At 44.4% G+C, this 16,285-nt stretch carries 13 protein-coding genes; 12 read left to right on the forward strand and 1 reads right to left on the reverse strand.

Annotated elements, in window-relative coordinates:
• Positions 1-5 precede the first annotated feature (5 nt).
• Genes ftsI through FTV12_RS05985 form a run of 5 tightly spaced genes read left to right on the forward strand, consistent with a single transcriptional unit; the run spans position 6 to position 6,730 of the window.
• A complete protein-coding gene (ftsI, locus tag FTV12_RS05965; RefSeq protein WP_180033719.1) occupies positions 6-1,829 on the forward strand; it encodes a penicillin-binding protein PBP3 in 1,824 nt (607 codons plus the stop codon).
• A gap of 11 nt (positions 1,830-1,840) precedes the next feature.
• Positions 1,841-3,337 (forward strand): UDP-N-acetylmuramoyl-L-alanyl-D-glutamate--2,6-diaminopimelate ligase, encoded by a 1,497-nt coding sequence (locus FTV12_RS05970; protein ID WP_180033720.1) that lies wholly within the window; start codon positions 1,841-1,843, stop codon positions 3,335-3,337.
• Positions 3,338-3,345: 8 nt separating this feature from the next.
• Complete coding sequence (gene murF / locus FTV12_RS05975) at positions 3,346-4,749, forward strand: UDP-N-acetylmuramoyl-tripeptide--D-alanyl-D-alanine ligase (protein WP_180033722.1); 1,404 nt, start codon at positions 3,346-3,348, stop codon at positions 4,747-4,749.
• Positions 4,750-5,868 carry a phospho-N-acetylmuramoyl-pentapeptide-transferase gene (mraY, locus tag FTV12_RS05980; RefSeq protein WP_180025537.1) on the forward strand — a complete coding sequence of 373 codons (1,119 nt, stop codon included), beginning with the start codon at positions 4,750-4,752 and terminating at the stop codon, positions 5,866-5,868. It abuts the gene before it with no gap.
• Between the two features lie 58 nt (positions 5,869-5,926).
• The gene (locus FTV12_RS05985; RefSeq protein ID WP_180016597.1) at positions 5,927-6,730 is read left to right on the forward strand and encodes a putative RNA methyltransferase; all 804 of its coding nucleotides are present in this window, start codon (positions 5,927-5,929) and stop codon (positions 6,728-6,730) included.
• A gap of 58 nt (positions 6,731-6,788) precedes the next feature.
• On the opposite strand, the gene ponA is transcribed toward FTV12_RS05985, so the two are convergent.
• Positions 6,789-9,317 carry a penicillin-binding protein PBP1a gene (gene ponA, locus FTV12_RS05990; RefSeq protein ID WP_180033724.1) on the reverse strand — a complete coding sequence of 843 codons (2,529 nt, stop codon included), beginning with the start codon at positions 9,315-9,317 and terminating at the stop codon, positions 6,789-6,791.
• A gap of 166 nt (positions 9,318-9,483) precedes the next feature.
• On the opposite strand from ponA, the gene FTV12_RS05995 reads away from it, so the two are divergent.
• From FTV12_RS05995 to aroB, 7 genes are read left to right on the forward strand one after another with little or no spacing between them, the layout of a single operon-like run.
• On the forward strand, positions 9,484-10,542 hold the full coding sequence (locus tag FTV12_RS05995; RefSeq protein ID WP_004787132.1) for a pilus assembly protein PilM: 1,059 nt from the start codon (positions 9,484-9,486) through the stop codon (positions 10,540-10,542).
• A complete protein-coding gene (locus tag FTV12_RS06000) occupies positions 10,542-11,180 on the forward strand; it encodes a PilN domain-containing protein (RefSeq protein WP_179992180.1) in 639 nt (212 codons plus the stop codon). Before FTV12_RS05995 ends, FTV12_RS06000 begins: the two co-directional genes overlap by 1 nt.
• Positions 11,177-11,893: a type 4a pilus biogenesis protein PilO gene (locus FTV12_RS06005; protein WP_180033726.1), complete on the forward strand. Its 717-nt coding sequence runs from the start codon at positions 11,177-11,179 to the stop codon at positions 11,891-11,893. The genes FTV12_RS06000 and FTV12_RS06005 overlap by 4 nt, the downstream gene beginning before the upstream one ends.
• A complete protein-coding gene (locus FTV12_RS06010) occupies positions 11,893-12,420 on the forward strand; it encodes a pilus assembly protein PilP (protein WP_034169727.1) in 528 nt (175 codons plus the stop codon). Before FTV12_RS06005 ends, FTV12_RS06010 begins: the two co-directional genes overlap by 1 nt.
• Positions 12,421-12,436: 16 nt before the next feature.
• Positions 12,437-14,602, forward strand: coding sequence for a type IV pilus secretin PilQ family protein (gene pilQ / locus FTV12_RS06015; protein WP_180033727.1), 2,166 nt, complete (start codon positions 12,437-12,439; stop codon positions 14,600-14,602).
• A 36-nt stretch (positions 14,603-14,638) separates the two neighbouring features.
• The gene (aroK, locus tag FTV12_RS06020; RefSeq protein WP_005233593.1) at positions 14,639-15,175 is read left to right on the forward strand and encodes a shikimate kinase AroK; all 537 of its coding nucleotides are present in this window, start codon (positions 14,639-14,641) and stop codon (positions 15,173-15,175) included.
• Positions 15,176-15,203: 28 nt separating this feature from the next.
• Positions 15,204-16,283, forward strand: coding sequence for a 3-dehydroquinate synthase (gene aroB / locus FTV12_RS06025; protein ID WP_180033729.1), 1,080 nt, complete (start codon positions 15,204-15,206; stop codon positions 16,281-16,283).
• The last annotated feature ends 2 nt before the right edge of the window (positions 16,284-16,285 follow it).

The raw sequence follows: 16,285 nt of genomic DNA on the forward strand, positions 1-16,285 counted from the left end.
CGAACATGGTAGACAAGAGAAAGAAGCAACCGGTACGTAAAAAGCAGTCCGTCACCGAGAAAAATGCCTTAAATGTTTATATCAACCGTTTTTACATCATGTGGGCCGTGGTGCTGCTGTGTTTTGTGACACTAATCGGCCGAGCTTTCTATGTGCAGATTATTAATAAGGATTTTCTGCAAAATAAAGCCAATGCCAATATTTTACGAACCAATACCATCAAGGCCATGCGTGGCGTAATTTATGATCGTAATGGTATTCCACTGGCGATCAGTACGCCGATTATGAAAATCGTGATTGACCCACGTGACTATTTTGATAATAAAAGACTCTATGATGAAACCATGCTGGCGCTACAGAAAGAGCCGAATAGCCGTAAACTAAAACGCCAGCTCCCAGATAAAAACCTGAATCTGGATGAGCTGGCTGATGCAGTGGGCATGGATCGTGCTGAATTGCGCAAAAAGATGGAAGAGCGTCCACGTTCACGTTATCTGATCCTGAAAAAAGAAGTGCCGCCACAACAGGCGGAACTGATCATGAAGCGTAATTTCCAAGGTGTGTATACCGAGAAAAACTATAAGCGCTATTATCCTCAGCCCCAGCCAAACTCCCAGATTATTGGTCTGACCAATAGTGAGGGAATTGGGATCGAAGGTCTGGAGATGCAGCTGAATACCCGTCTTGCCGGTCAGGATGGTGAACAGCAGATTATCCGTGACAAAAAAGGCAACCGGGTTAAAGAACCGGAAGTGATTAAAGAAGTTGAGCCAGGTGAAAACATTACCCTGAGTATCGACTCACGTTTACAGTACATTATGTATCGTGAACTGACTGCAGCAGGCGTCGCCAATAATGCCCGCTCCGCAACAGCGATTGCAGTCGACGTCAAAACCGGTGAAATTCTGGCAATGTCTTCTTGGCCCTCTTATAACCCGAATGACAAGAATGGCTTATTAAATAAAGACGCAATGCGTAATCGTGGCGCTGTCGATTCCTTCGAGCCGGGTTCAACCATGAAGCCGCTAACTGTGGCGATGGCTCTAGAGAGCGGGAAATATACGGCCAATTCGGTCATCAATACGAGTCCAGGTAGTATGCGGGTCGGAAACCACACTATTCGTGATACGCATAACTATGGTCAGTTGACGTTGGGTGGGATTATCCAGAAATCATCAAACGTCGGGGTAGCTAAATTAGCTCTGTCACTGCCGTATGAAACTTTACCGACTTTCTATAAACGTCTTGGTTTTGGTCAGCGTTCCGCAGTGAAATTTCCGGGTGAAAGTTCCGGTTTGATTCTGCCGCCAAGTAAATGGAATGTATCTGAAGTAGCAACTATGGCCTATGGTTATGGTCTGAATGCGACTGTGCTGCAACTGGCTGATGCCTATGCCATGCTGGCGAACAAAGGTGTGAAAGTGCCTTTAAGCCTGTATAAATTAGAAGAACAGCCACAGGGCGAGCAGATGATTGATCCACAAATCGCAGAACAGGTTCTGCTGATGATGGAAACAGCAACTCTGCCTGGTGGTACAGCAACCCGTGCAACCGTACCTGGTTATCGTGTTGCAGGTAAAACCGGTACTGCGCATAAATTGCGTGCCGACCGTAAAGGCTATTCAACCAGTGAATACCGTGCTTTATTTGCTGGTGTAGCACCCGTGAGTGATCCGCGTATTGCTATGGTGGTGGTCGTGGAAAATCCGCAAGGGTCTTATTATGGTGGTACGGTATCTGCACCTGTCTTTGCCCGTGTGATGCAGGAATCTTTACGCCTGCTAAATGTCCCGTTGGACAAACCTTTAGAATCTCCCAAAGTCCAGTAAATAGGTGATCAATGTCCATTACATTTCAAGATCTCTACGCCGTTCAAGAACCTGCTGAGTGGATGCGACAATCCTTTCAGGGTTTCGAACTGGACAGCCGCAAAGTTAAACTGGGGCAAATTTTTATTGCTCTGACCAGCTTGTCTCAACCTGAAAAAACCGCAGAATATGCCAAAAAAGCCCTGTCATTGGGTGCACTGGCCGTAATTTCAGAACAAGAGCTAGGTGTTACTCCAGCTTTGGTAGTACCCAATGTCCGTCACTTGATGGGCGAGTGGCAAAAGCGCTATCTGCAAGCGACTCAGCCAGTCAAGGCTGCCCGTATTCTGGCCGTAACTGGTACCAATGGTAAAACCACAATTTCCCGTCTGGTTGCTGAGTTGCTGATGCTGCAAGGCAAAGCTTGTGCAGTTATGGGGACTACTGGGAATGGTATTTTGCCGAATCTGGAAGCCTCTTCTCATACCACCCTTGATGCCCTGCAATTGCAAAATGCCTTGCATGCTTATGCACAGGCAGGTGCGGAATTTGCTTCAATTGAGGCGAGTTCGCATGGTCTGGAGCAGGGCCGTCTGAATGGGTGTGCGATTGAAATTGCGGCTTATAGCAATTTAAGCCGTGACCATCTCGACTATCACGGTACGTTGGAAGCTTATGCAGAAGCAAAATCGCGTTTATTCAGTTTTGAATCTCTGAAAGTTGCAGTTATCAATATTGATGACGCACATGCAAAAGTGATGCTGAATGCTGCAAAAGCCAATCCGAATCAGCCGAAAATTCTGACTTATTCTTTGTCACAAGCAGCTGATTATCAGGTTCAGGATATCCAATACAGTATTTCCGGTGCTGAATTTAAATTGATCACTGCACAAGATACATTTACTGTGCATAGTCCTTTGCTGGGTCATTTCAATATCGAAAATCTGGTTGCGAGCCTGGTTGTGGCAGAGCAAGCCGGTTTTGCATTAGCCGATTTAATTGCAACTGTGCCCGAGCTGAAAGGTGCTCCAGGCCGTATGCAGGTCATTCGTGATGATGAGCGTTTATTTGTTGTGGATTATGCACATACTCCAGATGCCCTCACTCAGGTCTTGCTTACGCTGAAGCGCCATGTCAGTCAAAAACTCTGGGTTGCTTTTGGTTGTGGCGGTGATCGTGATCGTGGCAAACGTCCGTTGATGACTCAAGCGGCCCTCGAAGGTGCTGATATTGCAGTGCTGACTTCGGACAATCCACGTACTGAAGATCCAAACCAGATTTTCGCTGACATGAAGCAGGGTATCGATTTTTCAGACAAAACCTATCATGAAATTCATGACCGTCGTGAAGCAATCCGCTTTGTAGTCGACCAGGCACAGCCAGGTGACATTGTGGTGATTGCCGGTAAGGGACACGAAAATTATCAGGAGATTGATGGGGTGCGACATTGGTTTGATGATGTGGTCGAGGTACAGGCCGCGATTGATGCCCAGCATCACAACCGTGATTTAGCATTTCCAGCGCATTAGGATTTCACATGCATACTTCAACAACAAGTACCGTGCCTCTAGAGCCATGGACAATTGAACAGTTACAGCAAGCCACTCAGGGTTATTGGCTGAATGATAAAAAACCTGAAGGTCAGATTAAGCGGATTTTAACTGATTCCCGTTATGCCGAAGCAGGTGATGTTTTTTTGGCACTTAAAGGTGAGCGTTTTGATGCGCATGACTTTATCGCCCAAGTGGCTGAGAAGGGCTGTGGAGTCGCAATTGTCAGTCGACCTGTTGATGCAGAGATTTGCCAGCTAGTAGTTGAAGACACTCGTCTGGCACTGGGTCATCTTGGCGCTTATCGTCGTCAGCAAAACTCACAGCTTAAAGTCATTGCTTTGACAGGCAGTAGCGGTAAAACCACGACCAAGGAAATGCTGGGCAGTATCTTGTCACGTCTGGCACCGACTTTAGTCACTCGCGGTAACCTGAATAATGATTTGGGTGTCCCAATGATGTTGCTGGAACTGCGTGCTGAACATCAGTATGCGGTGATGGAGCTGGGTGCGAGCCATCAGGGTGAAATTGATTACACTTCCAATCTGGTACAGCCGCATGTGGCCGGTATCATTAATATCGGTACCGCACATTTGGGTGAGTTTGGTGGTCGTGATGGGATTTGTCGCGCCAAGTCTGAAATCTATTCGCATATTTCTGAAACTTCGATTGTGCCCGCAGCAGATGATTACGCCGAGCAGATCCGTGCAGCCGTCAAAACAGAGAAGACCCTAAGTTTTGGTCAGGGTGGTGACGTCTACGCGACTGACGTAGAACTACATCCGCAATCTGTGACTTTCACGCTAAATACACCGCAAGGCAGTAAAACCGTAAATCTGCCATTTGCTGGTGAACACAATGTGCAAAACGCAACTGCAGCAGTGGCTTTTTCTTTGGCGATTGGTATCAGTCTGAATGATATCGTGGCTGGCCTTGAACAGGCCGTTGGTGCCAAAGGTCGTTTGAACTTTATTCCGCACAAAGAATTTTTATTTATTGATGATACCTACAATGCCAATCCAAGCTCGATGCGTGCAGCGGCTGAAGTTTTAGCGCAGCAGCAGGGTATTCGAGTGATGGTGACCGGTGATATCGGTGAACTGGGTTCATCTGCCGCGATCGAGCATTATAAACTTGGTCGGGATCTGGTATCGGTCAAAGGCATTAATTTTGTGGTGGCTGTGGGTGAATTTGCTCCAGCTGCACAAGAAGGTGCACGTAGTACGCAATATGGTAAGAAGATGCAGGCTTTCCTCAATCAGGAGCAGGCTTTACCATTTTTAATTGATTTGATTGAAACACATCATCCCCAGCCAATGTCTTTTCTATTTAAAGGGTCGCGTTTTACCCATATGGAAACATTAATGGCTGCATTGATGGAGAAACTCTAAATGCTGTTATGGCTATTTGACCAGCTGGCGGGCTTTGATAGCACGTTTCAGGTGGTTCGTTATCTAACTTTACGTGCTTTGCTCAGCGTCTTGACCGCAATGACTATCGGTTTGGTCTTGGGTCCGATCATGATCCGCAAATTGCAGGCACTAAAATATGGTCAGGCAGTAAGTTCGTTTGCTCCTGAGAATCATGCCAAGAAAATGGGTACACCGACCATGGGTGGGGTATTAATCCTGCTCTCGATCGGGATCTCCACCTTACTGTGGGCGGACCTGACGAATCCTTATGTCTGGATTGTGCTCTCGGTAATGGTGATTTTCGGCGCCGTTGGCTGGGCGGATGACTGGATTAAAATCCGTTATAAGGACAATGCCGGTTTACCTGCACGCAAGAAATTCTTTTGGACGTCTGTAGGTTCAATCGGTGCTGGTATTGCACTGTATGTGATCGCACAGCAGCAACCGAATCCAGTTGTGACTGCCAACATGCTGGATGTGTTGATTCCATTCTTTAAGGATCACACCATTCCATTGTCTGTGATTCCGCTGGGAATTGGCTTCATTATTTTCACTTACTTCGTGATTAATGGTGCATCCAATGCCGTAAACCTGACCGATGGTCTGGATGGTCTGGCAATTATGCCAATTGTCCTGGTTGCGGCAGGTTTAGGGGTATTTGCTTATTTGGCAGGCGATGTACGTTTCGCTAACTACTTACATATTCCTTATGTGAAATATTCTTCTGAACTGGTGGTGATCTGTGCTGCGATGATCGGTGCCGGTCTGGCATTCCTCTGGTATAACGCTCATCCAGCTCAAGTGTTTATGGGTGATGTGGGTGCGTTATCTTTAGGTGCGATGCTGGGTACGATTGCCGTGATGGTGCGTCAGGAAATCGTGTTTGCGATTATGGCAGGTGTATTCCTGGTGGAAGCAATTTCAGTCTTCCTGCAAATCGGTTCATTAAGAATGCGTAATAAACGGGTATTCCTGATGGCACCTTTGCATCACCATTATGAAAAGAAAGGTTGGCGTGAAACTCAAGTCGTCATCCGTTTCTGGATTATTACAATTATGCTGGTAGTTTTTGGCCTAATGACCTTAAAATTACGCTAAGAAATGCATTTGAAAAAGTCGGCGCATGCCGGCTTTTTTGTTTTGGAGAAATTTAAAAATGAACCTACTGATGTGTCCTGTTTGTCGTGAGCAGTTACGCTTAAATGAACGTACATGGCGCTGTGACAATCAGCATAGCTATGATGTAGCCAAGCAGGGTTATGTGAACCTGCATGTGGTGCAGCATAAACATAGTAAAAATCCGGGCGATACGCCTGAATCTGTGCAGGCACGCCGTGCATTTCTGAGTGCAGGCCATTATGCGCCTTTGCAACAGGCTGTGGTCAAGAAAATCCGTGAGCTGCGGATTGAAAATCTGCTCGATATTGGTTGTGGCGAAGGCTATTACACCAATGCCATGCAGGCTGAAGTCATGCAATGTGTCGGCGTAGATATTGCCAAAAATGCAGTTCAGGTTGCAGCTAAACTGAATAAAGAAATTACCTGGGTGGTAGGGACAGGGGCAACCTTGCCGGTATTGGATCAATCCATTGATCTCTGTACCAGCTTATTTAGCCCGATTCCGAAACAGGAAATCTTGCGGGTATTAAAGCCAAAATCTTATTTGATGGTAGTGACGCCTGCACCACAACATTTGTACGCGATGCGGGAAGCCTTATTTGAGGAAGTGAAAGCACACGAGCCACAGAAATTTGTTGAGCAGTTGCAGGATGTATTTAATCTGGTAAGTGAACAGGTGATTGATGCGCCAATGACTTTGCCTCAAGCGGATTTAAAAAACCTGATTGCTATGACTCCCTATGCTTATAAAGCCAAACCTGAACGCCGTTTGGCACTTGAGCAGCAGGATCAATTCGATTTAATGGCCCAATTCCAGATTTATGTATTTCAGAAGAAGTAAATCGGTTATTTAGAAATAAAAAATCCCTCATTATTGAGGGATTTTTTATTGGTTCAGATTATTCAAGTTCTTCAATCAAGTTTTCCAAAGGATCCACCACCCGATTTGGCTGTGGTGGCTGGTCTCTTGGGGCCACTCTTTCATCATCCGGTATGCGAATTTCCTGATCAGGCAAATCTTCAAAATCATTGCTTTGTCGTTTAGGTGCTACAACCGGGGCAGGGCGATACAGAGGCGTCGCTAAAGGTGGAGAAGACGGATCATGCTGTTCCTGCTCACCTTGCACTACTTTATTACGGTTAATAGGTGCTTTAGCATTACGATCCAGGCGAACCCAAGCTTCTGGTGTACCTTTTAAGGCATTACCCATAAAGTCGGTCCAGATTGGTAAGGCTGCCACGCCACCGTATTCACGGCGACCTAAAGTTTTTGGCTGGTCGAAACCGACCCAGGTAACGGTGACCAGCTTGCCATTAAAACCTGCAAACCAGGCATCTTTGGCATCATTGGTGGTACCGGTTTTACCCCCAATATCGCTACGACCAATTCTTAAAGCAGCACGTCCTGTACCATGCTGAATCACATCACGCAGGATATTGGCCATATCATAAGCAGAACTAGATTTTAAAATACGTTCTGCCTGACGGTAATTACTGTCTTCAGCCGAGATTTTTGGTGTCTCTGGTTTTTGCGCTAGGGTCTTGTTATTGATTTCAATTGCTTCATCATCAGGAGTGAGTGCGGCTGTTGGTTGAGGACTTTCTTCCTGAGCATTAATACACGAGATGCAGGCATATTCAGGCTTAGCCTCAAAAATGGTCTTGCCATAGGCATCTTCGATCCGCGTAATAAAATGTGGCTGAATCCGATAACCGCCATTGGCGAACGTAGCATAACCAGTAGCCATCTGGATTGGTAAAACCTGAGGTGTACCTAGAGCAATGGTATAGTTCCGTGGAATCTGGTTATCCTGCAAGCCAAAATCCATAAATAACTGACGTGTACGCTCAATACCAACAGTTTGTAATAGGCGTACTGAAACCGTGTTACGTGACAGATATAAAGCACGACGTAAAGGAATCATCCCTAAATAACGGCCATCCGAATTACGCGGACTCCATTTACCAATAGTAATCGGTGCATCATTGACCATGGTGTGTGGAGTCATACCACGTTCTAAAGCCAGAGCGTAAACGAAGGGTTTAATAGTTGAACCCGGCTGACGCCAGCCTTGAGTCGCACGGTTAAATTTGGATTGATAAAAATTATAACCACCCACAATGGCTTCAATCGCACCATTATTCGGGTTCAATGCAATTAATTGGCCCTGTACCTGAGGCGTTTGTACCAGTGCCCAGGAACTTTTATTCTCGTTAGGCCTTAAACGAACAATATCTTTAACTTTGACAATCTGTGATGCTCTGCTTGGTGCAGCACCTACACTATCTGCACTACGATAAGGACGGGCCCAGGACATGCCTGACCAAGGCACAGTTACGGTTGTACCATCCTGCATCAACGCTTCAAAGCTATTATTATTGACCTTGGTCACTTCAGCAGGATAAGTATTGGCATAGACACGGAAATTTTGCAGGGGCTGATCATGAGCTTCGGCACCTCGCCAGCCATGACGACGATCATAAGCTTCTAAACCGTCCTGTACCGCCTGTTCAGCATAAGCCTGACGTTCACTATGGATCGTTGTGTAGACTTTATAACCTGAATCTATGGCCTGTTCACCAAAATTTTCTACCAGTTCAGAGCGAACCATTTCACCGACGTAGGGAAATTTGTTACGCGTACTGCGGTCAGGCATATCCAGGTTAATCGGTTCAGCAATGGCTTCCTGATATTGGCTTTGATTCAGATACCCCAATTGCAGCATGCGACCTAAAATCCAGTTACGGCGTTCTAATGCACGTTTAGGGTTGGCCACCGGATTATAACGAGAAGGTGCTTTAGGTAGGCCAGCAATCATTGCCATTTGCGCAATCGAAAGCTCATCTAAACTTTTGTTGTAATAGATTTTCGCTGCTGCCGCAATGCCGTAAGCATTTTTCCCCAAGAAAATTTTATTGACATATAAAGTCAGAATTTCTTCTTTACTTAAATTCTGTTCTATTTTACGTGCCAGGAAAATTTCAGTCAGCTTACGCTTTAAAGTACGTTCGGGACTTAAATAGTAGTTTTTAGCGACCTGCATGGTAATGGTCGAACCACCAGTCTGTACATCAGAGCCGGTAATGGTTTCACTGACTGCACGTCCTAAGCCTTTAAAACTGATCCCGCTGTGTTCGAAGAAACTGGAATCTTCTGCAGCGAGGAAGGCGTGAATAAATTCTTTCGGAATCTGTTCATAATTCACAGGAACAGAAAGCTTGCCACCATACTCTGCAATGAGCTCATTATCTGAGCTAAAAACTTGTAAAGGCTTTAATAAAGGTGCCTTTTTAAGCGTAGACATTTCAGGCAAAGATGGGGCAATATAGAGATACATGCCATAGAAACCCATCGGAATTGAGATCAAAATAATGATAATGATCAAAAAAAATGGATGAACAAGGCCTGAACAAGATAGCTTTTTCATAACAAGTAAGTTTTAATAAGAGCTAATGGCAAACTAATTACCGGTCAGTATATCCTTTAGATATACATATTGTTAGATGAGTTATTGTATCTGTATAAAATTATAGGCCGGCACAGATTGGTGAGTTTGTTTTTATTGGGGATAAAAAAATAATAGGAATTGTATTGTGCGCAGGTTATATCGTAAGCCAAATAAGGGGTTAATAGGAGTCGATATTAGTTCGACTTCTGTTAAAGTTTTAGAGCTCTCTGTAAAGAACGGTCGGTACTGGGTAGAAAGTTATGCTTTAGTCCCATTACCAGAAAGTAGTGTCGTTGAAAAAAATATTTTAAATCCAGAAGCGGTGGGTGATGCGTTGGGGCGTGCGATTAATTTGGCCAATACCCAGTCCAGTCAGTCAGCCTTTGCGATTCCAACTTCTATGGTCATCACCAAGATCATCGAAATGGATGCCGATATGTCGGATGATGAACGTGAAGTTCAGATTCGTGAAGATGCCGAACAATATATTCCTTTCCCACTTGATGAAGCCAGTCTGGACTTTGAAGTTCTGCCAGACCGTTTAACCAATCCGAACCGGGTTAATGTCCTGTTGGTAGCGACCCGAATCGAAAATGTTGAAGCGCGTTCTGAAGTACTGCAAATTGCCAATCTCAATCCAAAAATTGCAGATGTCGAAAGTTTTGCATTAGAAAATGCATTCAAGGTGTTTTCGGATACCTTGCCGATGGGGGTAAATACTGTCGGGATCCTGGATATTGGTCATAGTATGACGACCTTATCCGTCATGCAGAATAACAAGATCATTTATACTCGTGAGCAGGTTTTTGGTGGTAAGCAGCTGACTCAGGAAATCCAGAACCGTTATGGGTTATCTTTTGAGGAAGCAGGGCGTGCTAAAAAAACCCGTGCCTTACCGGATGATTATGACATCGAAGTGCTGGAACCTTTCCTGGATGCAGTCGTGCAGCAGGCAGCGCGTTCATTACAGTTCTTCTTCTCTTCATCTCAGTTTAACGAGATTGACCATATTTTATTGGCAGGGGGGAATGCCAATATTCCAGGTCTGGCAAAACTATTACAGCAAAAACTCGGCTACCGGGTCACGATTGCCAATCCATTCCTGCAAATGGGCTTTTCTCCTCAAATTGATATTAAAAAAATTGAAAATGACGCGTCCTCACTCATGGTTGCATGTGGTTTGGCATTGAGGAGTTTTGATTAATGGCAAAGATTAACTTACTCCCTTGGCGCGATGAGCTAAGAATTAAAAGAAATAATGAATTTGTAGCGATTTGCGCAGGGGCACTTTTTCTAGGATTGGCAGCAGCAGGTTCAACCTGGTTCTATTACGATCAAAAACTTCAGGATCAGGAACAGGCCAACCAGCTGGTGGTCAGTACTAACCAGAATCTGGATGTACAGCTGAAAGCATTGGATGGTTTACAAGACCAGCGTAATGCAATTGTTGAACGTATGAAGCTGATTCAGGGTTTACAGACTCAACGGCCGATTGCAGTTCACCTGATTGATGAAATTGTACGGGTCACACCAGGCAATATGTACATTACAAAATTTCAGCGTACCGGCGATAAATTCACCATTGAAGGTAAGGCAGAAAGTCCGAATACAGTGGCTGAATTGCTACGTAATCTGGAAGCTTCCACCTGGTATCGTAATGCATTTATGAATGCTTTCCTGGTTGCTGAAGAGCCAAAAGATAAAGCGCCATCCTCAGTGATTCCTCGAGTAGAAGAATCTTATGGCAGCTTTACGGTCACGGTTGATCTGGATCAAATCGCTGAGCCAACACTTAAAGAAGGACAAACACCAGCCACAACTACAGCGGAGGCATCATCATGAGTAATGACGGATTCGATGAATTAAGCCAAGACGTAGTGGCTGTTCCTAGAAAAAAAATGACAGTTGAAAAGTTCTTTCAACAATTCAATACACTAGATCCAAATAATTATGGTAGCTGGCCATTATCAGTCAAAATCACCTGCTGGATCTTTATTGTTATTCTGGTTTTTGTGCTGGGGTATTTCGGGTTTATTCGCGGCAAGATAGAAGCGATTTCACAAGCCAGTGCTCAAGAGCAAAACCTGTTAAATGAATTCCGGGAAAAGGAATCCAAGCTGCGTAATTTACAGCAGTACCAGATTCAGTTGCAGGAGATGGAAGCACGTTTTAATCAGCAATTGGAACAATTGCCGAAAGAAACTGAAATTCCTGGTCTCGTTGAAGATATTAACCTGAGTGGAGTGAACTCCGGACTGAAATTCAAGAATATTCGTCTTGAACCTGAAATCAAGCAGGAATTCTTTATTGAACAGCCAATCGCGATTGAAGCCACTGGGGATTATCATGCATTTGGTTCTTTTGTGAGCAGTATTGCAGGGCTTTCGCGCATCGTTACACTGCATGACTTCACGATTACGGGAACTGAAAATAAAGAAAAGAAATCTGAAATTCCTGTCATTGATTATGTGGTAAAAGCAAAAACCTATCGGTATGTAGGTAATGCAGATGCTTCATCTACTCCGGCTACAACTGATATGCAGGGAGCTCAGTAATGAATATCATTAAAATTACTTCAGCTTTAACGCTCGGATTTTTATTGGTGGGCTGCGAATCAAGAATTGATGCAGTCAATCAGGAAATGGCCAATATTCGCAATCAACCGCCATTACCGATTGAGCCGGCACCAGATTTTATTCCGACAGAAATGTTTAATTATGCAGCTCATCAGCTGAAAAGTCCTTTTCTGCCGAGCTCTTTAGCGGCTGAATTGAAAATTATGGCAGGTAAGCGAGTTTATCCGAACTTGTCACGCCAATTACAGCCTTTAGAGAGTTATCCACTAGAGACCTTAAGCATGAAAGGCAGTATGCGGAATCAGGCGGGGCAGATTCTGGCTCTAATTCAAACGCCTGATGGGGAAATTGAACGGATACAACGTGGCAGCTATATGGGACTTAATCATGGTCGTGTAACGAGAATTACGCCGACACAGATTGACTTGATTGAGATTATTCCAGATGGCCGTGAGGGATATGTGGAACGACCACGAAGTCTGGTTTTGATTGGGCCAGCGCCATAAGTTTTAAGGAATAAAAATGAATAAGAGTATTAAAGAATTTATTTTTGGGGATGCTAATACAATGAATCATGTGTTTCGTCAGTTTTCTATGGGGGCTGTCGCGATTGCTGTGATGCAAGCAGCGAGTGCGCAGGTTTCAATGACCAATGTAGTGCCAATGCAAATTCCTGGACAGGGAACTGAAATCCGGGTGATGTTTAATGGCTTGCCACCTCAGCCTCAAGCTTATCAGCTTGAATCTCCATCACGCCTGATTCTGGATTTTAATGAGGCCCAACAAAATCTAAAACAGTCTAGTATTCCAGTCGCAACTGCTGAAGCCAGTTCAGTGGATGTTAGCTCAGATGCACAGCGTTCTCGACTGACGGTGAATCTCGCTAATGCAGGTGCATTTACGACGCGTGTGGAAGGCAATACCTTTATTTTAAAAATTAATTCTGCTACTCCAGTCGCTATTGCTCAGCCTGTACAACAACAGGTCGCTCAGGGGATTACTAATATTGGTTTCCAGCGGGGTGCGCAAGGTGAAGGACTGGTGGTAATTGATCTGGCAGGTCAGAACACACCAGTCGATGTACAGCAGCAGGGAACCAAAGTGATTGTGCGGACTCTGGGCTCCAAGATTCCGGCACATTTGACCCGTCGCTTAAATGTGAATGATTTTGCTACACCAGTTTCGAGTGTAGACGCAGTCAATCAGAATGGCTCAGGTGTAATTACCATTCAATCTGCGGAAAGCTATGAATATATGGCTTTTCAAACTGATAATAAGCTGACGATTAGTTTGAAGCGTCCAGAAGTTAAAGGGCCTTTACGTCCTAAATCAGTCGCTTATACAGGCAAGAAAATTTCCCTCGATTTCCAAGATATTGAAGTCCGTCGTGTTTTACAGCTATTAGCTGATTTTACCGATATTAATATGGTTGCTGCAGATAGCGTACAGGGTAATATTACCTTACGCCTCAAGGAAGTACCTTGGGATCAGGCTTTAGATATCGTGTTAAAAACCAAAAATCTGGATAAACGCCGTAATGGTAATGTGATCTGGATTGCACCAGTGGCAGAACTAATTAAGGCCGAAGAAGAAGAAGCTAAGGCTTTAAAACAAAGCGTTGCACTTGCACCGATTCAAACTGAATATATGCAGCTCAGTTATGCAAAAGCAGCAGATATTGAAAAACTGATTACTCAAAATAAAAGTGCATCAGGATCAGGTAATTCAAGTAATAGTACTAATAACGATGATAAAGAAAGTTTATTAAGTTCACGTGGCTCTATCTCTATTGATGCTCGTACCAATACCATTATTGTGAATGATACCCAGCCATTTATTGATAAAATTCGCAATATGGTCGATCTACTTGATGTGCAAGTGAAGCAGGTGATGGTAGAGGCGCGTATTGTCCGTGCAACCACTGACTTTACTAAAGAAATGGGGGTGAAGTGGGGAATCCTATCTCAAGGGATTACCAATAATAATCACCTTCTTGTAGGGGGGAGTGACACTACTCTATGGGATTTGAGAGATCCTCAAGAAAGTGATTTAGGGGGATTTACCTATGATATTCAACGCCCGGATAACCTAAATGTAGACTTAGGGGTAACCAGTCAAGGAGCAAGCCGTATTGCTTTTGGCTTAATCAGCCTTTCAGATTTTATGCTGGATCTTGAACTTTCTGCACTACAGGCAGACGGTTATGGTGAAGTGATTTCTACGCCGAAAGTGCTCACTGCTGATAAGCAAAAAGCAACTGTGGCTTCTGGTTCGCAAATTCCATATCAGTCCGCAGAAGGTGGTGGTGCTAATGCAGTTTCAACTACTGAATTTATTGATGCAACTTTAAGTCTGGACGTTACACCAAGTATTACCCCAGATGGCAAGGTACAGATGGAGTTGAATATTACCAGTGACTCACCAGGAAATCCGACACCCACTGGACAGTTAACGATAAATAAAAACCAGATCAATACTAATGTACTGGTTGATAATGGTGAAACAGTAGTGTTAGGGGGTATTTTTGAGCAAGAAACTCGAAATGCACAAACTAAGGTGCCTTTCCTGGGCGATCTACCTTATTTAGGCCGTTTATTCCGTAAAGATGTAAAATCAGATAACAAGCGTGAGTTACTGATTTTTGTTACGCCTCGAATTGTTAATGACAGTGTTTCAAGAAATCATTAATATATTTTGAATTTAACAAAATGAATAGGTGACTCCTTGCCAAGCAAAGAGTTTGAAACCCTGCCAAATATCTATTTGGTAGGGCCGATGGGGGCCGGTAAAACAACAGTAGGACGACATTTAGCAGAACTGTTAGGACGAGAATTTCTGGACAGCGATCATGAAATTGAGCGGAAAACAGGAGCTACAATTCCCTGGATCTTCGAAAAAGAGGGTGAAAAGGGTTTTCGTCATCGTGAAACTGTTGTCATTGATGAGTTAACCTCACGTCCACAGCTGGTGCTTGCGACTGGTGGTGGCGCAATTACTCAGGCTCCTAATCGGGATTATTTAAAGCAGCGAGGCATCGTTGTTTATCTTTACACTCCAGTTGAAATTCAGCTTCAGCGAACCTATCGCGACAAAAACCGTCCCTTGTTACAAGTTGAAAATCCTGAACAGAAACTTAGAGATCTGCTTGCAGTGCGGGATCCGTTGTACCGGGAAGTCGCACATTACATTATTGAGACCAATCAGGGAGCTGCACGAGATCTGGCGCAGCGTATTCTGAATCTCATCCTTCCAAAAAAATAAGTTCAGTTGAAAAAGTGGTCATTCCCTCATGAAAACCTTATATGTCGAACTCGGTGAACGTCGTTACCCTATTTTTATTGGCAGTAACTTGAATCCTCAGGAATTGCTTGAGCCCTATATTCATGGCAAGCAGGTGATGATTGTCAGTAATGATACGGTGGCACCACTCTATCTGGATCGCTATAAGGCTGCATTGGAAAATCTGGGTAAAACTGTGGCGACCTGTATTTTACCGGATGGCGAGAAATACAAAAATATTGAGCATCTAAACCTGATTTTTGATGCATTGCTTGAGGCGGGTTTTAACCGCGATTGTACAGTTCTGGCACTCGGTGGTGGTGTTATTGGAGATATGGCCGGCTTTGCTTCTGCCTGTTTCCAGCGTGGTGTCTATTTTATTCAGGTGCCAACGACGTTACTCTCTCAAGTGGATTCCAGTGTGGGGGGTAAAACCGGCATTAATCATCCACTGGGTAAAAATATGATTGGTGCTTTCCAGCAGCCACAAGTGGTGCTGGCAGATATGTCACAACTTGCAACTTTGCCGGATCGTGAACTGTCTGCGGGTCTGGCTGAAGTGATCAAATATGCCTTACTCGGAGATGAAGATTTTCTGGTCTGGTTAGAAGCCAATATGGAAGGTCTTATTGCCCGTGATGAGCAATTGCTGGCCGAAGCGGTTTATCGTTCTTGTGCACATAAAGCTCGTATTGTAGCCAATGATGAAAAAGAGCAGGGTGAGCGTGCTTTACTTAATCTCGGTCATACATTCGGTCATGCGATTGAGTCTTATCTGGGTTATGGTGAATGGCTGCACGGAGAAGCGGTAGCAACCGGTATGGTGATGGCAGCAGATTTATCCCATCGCATGGGCTGGATTTCATTAGAAGACCTTGAGCGTACAAAAAAAATCATTTCTCGTGCGCAATTACCTATTGTTTGTCCTAAAATCCCACTTGACGATTTCTTGGCTTATATGGCTCACGACAAGAAAGTTTTAAATGGGCAGCTTCGTCTTGTATTATTGCAGCAACTTGGAAAAGCAGTCATTACTCGAGACTTTGATGTCGAGTTGATGCAACAGGCGATTTTAGCTCATCAGGCATAGGT

The organism is Acinetobacter sp. YH12233 (genome assembly GCF_013417725.1).
Lineage (GTDB): Bacteria > Pseudomonadota > Gammaproteobacteria > Pseudomonadales > Moraxellaceae > Acinetobacter.

Bases quoted from the DNA above. Each gene is read 5' to 3' on its own strand.
- ponA (WP_180033724.1), bottom strand. From the start codon at position 9,317: ATGAAAAAGCTATCTTGTTCAGGCCTTGTTCATCCATTTTTTTTGATC.
- FTV12_RS06010 (WP_034169727.1), top strand. From the start codon at position 11,893: ATGAATATCATTAAAATTACTTCAGCTTTAACGCTCGGATTTTTATTG.
- FTV12_RS06000 (WP_179992180.1), top strand. From the start codon at position 10,542: ATGGCAAAGATTAACTTACTCCCTTGGCGCGATGAGCTAAGAATTAAA.
- ftsI (WP_180033719.1), top strand. From the start codon at position 6: ATGGTAGACAAGAGAAAGAAGCAACCGGTACGTAAAAAGCAGTCCGTC.
- pilQ (WP_180033727.1), top strand. From the start codon at position 12,437: ATGAATAAGAGTATTAAAGAATTTATTTTTGGGGATGCTAATACAATG.
- FTV12_RS05985 (WP_180016597.1), top strand. From the start codon at position 5,927: ATGAACCTACTGATGTGTCCTGTTTGTCGTGAGCAGTTACGCTTAAAT.
- murF (WP_180033722.1), top strand. From the start codon at position 3,346: ATGCATACTTCAACAACAAGTACCGTGCCTCTAGAGCCATGGACAATT.
- aroB (WP_180033729.1), top strand. From the start codon at position 15,204: ATGAAAACCTTATATGTCGAACTCGGTGAACGTCGTTACCCTATTTTT.
- FTV12_RS06005 (WP_180033726.1), top strand. From the start codon at position 11,177: ATGAGTAATGACGGATTCGATGAATTAAGCCAAGACGTAGTGGCTGTT.
- mraY (WP_180025537.1), top strand. From the start codon at position 4,750: ATGCTGTTATGGCTATTTGACCAGCTGGCGGGCTTTGATAGCACGTTT.
- FTV12_RS05970 (WP_180033720.1), top strand. From the start codon at position 1,841: ATGTCCATTACATTTCAAGATCTCTACGCCGTTCAAGAACCTGCTGAG.